The sequence below is a fragment of the Planktothrix sp. FACHB-1355 genome, assembly GCF_014748295.1.
Taxonomy (GTDB): domain Bacteria; phylum Cyanobacteriota; class Cyanobacteriia; order Cyanobacteriales; family Aerosakkonemataceae; genus Aerosakkonema; species Aerosakkonema funiforme_A.
Map to the genome: position 1 here is coordinate 1 of NZ_JACJUP010000573.1, position 4,295 is coordinate 4,295.

Annotated in this window: 3 protein-coding genes and 1 pseudogene; 1 reads left to right on the plus strand and 3 read right to left on the minus strand. The window is 46.4% G+C overall.

From position 1 onward, the window contains the following. From H6S82_RS20885 to H6S82_RS20895, 3 genes and pseudogenes are all read right to left on the minus strand, one after another. A pseudogene (locus H6S82_RS20885) lies at window positions 1-245 on the minus strand (aminopeptidase); the annotation flags it as partial. A 179-nt stretch (window positions 246-424) separates the two neighbouring features. Further along, window positions 425-1,558 (minus strand): glycine cleavage system aminomethyltransferase GcvT, encoded by a 1,134-nt coding sequence (gcvT, locus tag H6S82_RS20890; protein WP_190462625.1) that lies wholly within the window; start codon window positions 1,556-1,558, stop codon window positions 425-427. A 62-nt stretch (window positions 1,559-1,620) separates the two neighbouring features. Next, window positions 1,621-1,974 carry a 4a-hydroxytetrahydrobiopterin dehydratase gene (locus H6S82_RS20895; RefSeq protein WP_190462623.1) on the minus strand — a complete coding sequence of 118 codons (354 nt, stop codon included), beginning with the start codon at window positions 1,972-1,974 and terminating at the stop codon, window positions 1,621-1,623. Between the two features lie 420 nt (window positions 1,975-2,394). Here H6S82_RS20895 and H6S82_RS20900 point away from each other — a divergent pair, with 420 nt between their 5' ends. Next, window positions 2,395-4,272 carry a response regulator gene (locus tag H6S82_RS20900; RefSeq protein ID WP_199315131.1) on the plus strand — a complete coding sequence of 626 codons (1,878 nt, stop codon included), beginning with the start codon at window positions 2,395-2,397 and terminating at the stop codon, window positions 4,270-4,272. Window positions 4,273-4,295: the final 23 nt, after the last annotated feature.

A 4,295-nucleotide genomic window follows, 5' to 3' on the forward strand; every position in this document is an offset into this window, starting at 1 on the left:
TTGTAGCCGGCATTAGTAAAACTCGATTCTAAAAAATTAGCCGCAGCTACCAAATTATTGTAAGATGAAAAGTTATGTTCTTGCAGTTCGCTAACTAGCTTTTGCACGTCCTGACGCAAGGCTTTTTGTAATTTTAATTCTTGCTGATTTAGAGATGGCAGTTGTCCGCGATAACTAATTCCCGGCATCCGAATCATCGCGAACCACACCCAACCGACGATCGCACTGAGGATGATAGCTAGCATTGTAAGCCTGCGTAATGCTGGGCGACTCAATAAGTTAATTTTTAACATTTTTTAAGTAGCGATTCTTCAGATATTTTAGCTGGAAGAGGATTTGTTGATTTGCGATCGCCAATTCGCAAAAGGGAACGATCTGGGATTTTTTGGCCCAGCCGTCTGAATTTTGCTTTAGTTTTGCTAAATTAACCGATCCGAGCAGCAGAACGATAGAAAGGCTTTTTCACCACAGCAGCTGGATAAGTCTTACCGCGAATTTCTACTTGCAGTGGCTGACCGACTTGAGCTAATTCTGTGGGAACATAGGCAAGCGCGATCGCACTTTCCAGTGTAGGCGACCAACTGCCACTCGTCACCTCACCGACTTTTTCCCCATTGTGCAATACTGGATAACCGTGACGTGCAATGTTGCGTCCTTCCATTTGCAAACCAACCAAACGACGCTGCACTCCAACTGCTTTTTGTTGTTCCAAAACAGCACGACCGATAAAATCTCCTTTCGCATCCAGGTGAACCAGCCAACCTAACCCAGCTTCCAAAGGCGTGGTATTTTCATCGATATCCTGACCGTAAAGTGCCATCGCCGCTTCCAAACGCAGGGTATCCCTAGCACCCAAACCGCAGGGAACCACACCCGCCGCCACCAAACTGCGCCACAGTTGTACCCCTACTTCTGGGTCAACCATCACCTCAAATCCATCTTCGCCAGTATAACCAGTCCGAGCAATAAAAGCGGGTTTATCCAATACTGTTGCTTCCAAATGACCGAAAGCTTTGATGGGCGTAAGATTTTCCTTGACAAATGGTTGCAGGTATGCAGCAGCTTGCGGCCCTTGCACGGCGAGCAAAACTTTATTTTTGGAGAGATCTTGTAAAGTAACGTTAGCCGATTCCAAGTTTGCCAACAACCAAGCTTTATCTCTTGCTTTGGTGGCAGCATTGACAATAATTACGCCCCACTGTTCGCCAGAATCATCCGACCCTTGGTAATAGAAAATAATATCATCTAAAATACCGCCGTGGATGTTCGGCAGTACGGTATATTGAGCTTGACCGGGTTGCAAGCGACTTAAATCGGAAGGTACTAAATATTGAAATTTCTGAATCAGTTCTCTCCCTCGGACGGTAAACTTGCCCATGTGGGAGATATCGAAGATGCCCGCACTTGTTCGCACCGCCTGATGTTCTTGCGTAATGCCAGTATATTGTACAGGCATTTCCCATCCGGCAAAGGGAGTGAGCCGCGCTTTCAATTCTACCGCTAGTTCAAATAGGGGAGTGCGGCACAAAGCTATGGGTGTTTCGGATTGATTGCTCATATTCGATTCAGTGGGAGATGGGAGTGCGGGAGGAGTGCGGGAGGAGTGCGTGACTTTTGATTTTACTTTTGGATAAACTCAGTTGCGATCGCATCCGTTTTCGCTGCCATGATAAAATCATTTTTGTGCAGACCGCCAATCGAATGCGTCCACCAACTTACCGTTACTTTACCCCATTCCGTCAGTAAAGCTGGGTGATGTCCTTCTTTTTCCGCTGCATCGCCCACGCTATTAGTGAAAGCTATAGCTGTTTTAAAATCGGCAAACTTGTAAACTCGTTTCAGACGCGCTTCCCCTTCTTCCTCCACGATATTCCAATCGGGGATTTGCGGCTTTATTTGTGCAATTTCCGCTGCGCCGATGGGAGATTCACCACCAATGCAAGGTACACATCCTTGTTGCGCTAGTTGTTCCATAAATTCCTCCGCACTTACAGTAGTTTTACTGAGAATAGAGGCTCTGCCTCTTGGTGCAAGATTTTAGTTTCTGTAGTTTACCACAATTTGCGATCGCACTAATACTAAATCCGCTGTGATTACCGCCGTTATTGTTGGCCGCAGCGGGGAAAGGGAGATTAGGAGAAGAAAATTGAGGCTGAAAAAGAAGGTAGCAGACCCGGATTTATATAAAGTATAGTGGCCAATGCACAGCATCGCCTCCCAGAATAAGTAGGCGAATTTTTTTCAGCAATCCTACCGCAATTGATATAATTTTTTTAATTATGATTGCCTTTGGTGCATCAAACTCATAGGCTTATTGATAATGCCTTCTTTGTTCGTCTCGCCTGAGTGTAGGTGGGGACTTCTTCCGCAATTTTTGGAAAGCCCATATTCAGAATGAAGAAATCTTTCATAAAAATTCTGTTAGTAGAAGAAGATTCATTGCTGAGCGCTACACTGGCAAAGGTGTTGGAGGCAAATGGTTATGCGATCGATGTAGCGAGCGATGGACAAACTGCACTAAACCTGGCAACCGCACTTGAGTATGACCTGATTGTGCTGGACGTGCAGGTGCCAAAACTAGATGGGATTAGCTTATGTCGGCAACTTCGATCGCAAAACTACCCCAAACCGATCCTGTTGCTAACGGCAAACGATTCAGATGCGGATGTGGTGGCAGGCTTTGATGCTGGAGCTGATAGTTATATCAGCAAACGCTGTGCTGCGGAAGTATTACTGGCAAGCATACGGACATTATTGCGCCGCAGTAACGCATTCCCCCCAGGAAGTATGGGGAAGGATTCATCCGCTACGTTAACTTGGGGAAATCTTTGTTTGGATCTCGATTCCGGTCGAGTCACCTTTGGCGAACAAGTCATTTCGCTGACAGCAACAGAATTTAATCTGCTGGTATTATTTATGCGAAACCCCGATCGCATCTTCAGCCGCAGTGTCATTCTGGATCGTCTGTGGGGATTTGATGATGGGCCCACCGATCGCGCCATTATTACTCATATTAAGGATTTACGAAAGAAACTCAAAGCAGGCGGTTTAGCCGAAGAAATCATCGAAACAATTTATGGCATGGGCTATCGACTCAAGCCTTATCCCCAATCGGCATCGTCAAGTCTGGATGATTCAGGGACAGATAACACCCGAAAACAGAAATCTGCTGTGGGAGATCGCTCTGCGATCGACAAAGTATTAGAACGGTTTTGGGGAGTATTTAAGCAACAAATTGCCGTATTGGCACAAGCAAAAACTGCATTATTAGCAGGAAATTTAGCAGCCGAATTACAGCAAGCAGCAAAGCAGGAAGCCCATAAATTGGCAGGCTCTCTGGCTTCTTTCGGTTATTCCGAAGGATCGAAACTGGCGCGATCGGCTGAGCATTTGCTCATGAACGATCGCCCGTTCGCGCTGGCAGACATCGCTCGATTGTCTGAAGTGGTGACAGCATTACAAGCGGAATTAGCCAAGCCACCTATAACATCGACGCCTACACCGATACCTACTCTTTGCGACTATCGCGTGTTAGCGATCGATGACGATACGGCTTTGACTGAGCTATTAAAAGTAGAATCGGAAGCTTGGGGATTGCAGATCGAAATTGCCTCGAATCTAGCTGTCGCACGATCGCGCCTTGCTCTGTCCGTCCCCGATGTCATTTTATTAGATTTAAGTTTCCCAGAAACAGAGGAAGATGGTTTGATGCTGCTGCAAGAACTAAAAGAGCGATCGCCTCACCTTCCTGTGATTGTATTTACCGGACGAGATAGCCTTGCCGATCGCTTAGCAGTATCGCGATTAGGCGCTAAACAATTTCTACATAAACCTGCCACGAGCGAACAAATTTTTCAAGCCATCACCCGTGTTTTACCCAAAAATCAAGCTTTACAACCCAAAGTGTTAATTGTTGACGATGACCGAACAATGCTGACTTACTTATCCGCATTGCTAACGCCTTGGGGTTTGGAAGTGATAACTTTAAGCGAACCTCAACGATTTTGGCAGATGCTGCTGAAAACTTCCCCCCATTTAGTCATACTGGATCTCCAGATGCCACAAGTCAGCGGGCTGGAGTTGTGCCAGGTGGTGCGACAGGATGTGCAGCAGGGTGATTTACCGATTTTAGTTGTGACTGCTCACACCGATGCAGACTCTCTCAGTCAAGCTTTTGCTGCCGGAGCTGATGATTTCATCACTAAACCCGTATTGGGGCCAGAACTCGTGACACGGGTACTCAGTCGAATTGAGCGCACTCGCTGGCGCTAGAAATTAGAAATTCAAATAGTACC